Source organism: Ochrobactrum sp. SFR4 (genome assembly GCF_019730395.1).
Lineage (GTDB): Bacteria > Pseudomonadota > Alphaproteobacteria > Rhizobiales > Rhizobiaceae > Pseudochrobactrum.
The window spans coordinates 1-237 of the sequence record NZ_JAAPBB010001354.1; the positions used below are offsets into that span (position 1 = coordinate 1).

Genomic DNA, 237 nt, shown 5'->3' on the forward strand with positions numbered 1-237 from the left:
AGATTATGCAGTTCCGGTTTGCTGTCTGCAGCAATCTCGGCGCGCTGTTCAACCAGATGGTTGGCTGTACCGGATTTGGTAACGCCGGTATATTTCACTTCACCCGGCTTATTATGACCATCTGCTGACAGTGATGGTGTGGCACTCGCGATCAAGGCTTCAGTGGCAGTCTGGCGAAATGCCGGCATCGGCACTGCGGCTGGCAGAACCGGATCACCGGCTTCTGTTACCGCGAGT

1 protein-coding gene is annotated in these 237 nt (G+C 55.3%); it reads right to left on the bottom strand.

The annotated features are described in order from the left end of the window. Positions 1 to 237 (bottom strand): hypothetical protein (locus HBA93_RS23435; RefSeq protein ID WP_221724812.1); only part of this gene is annotated, 237 nt, incomplete at both ends.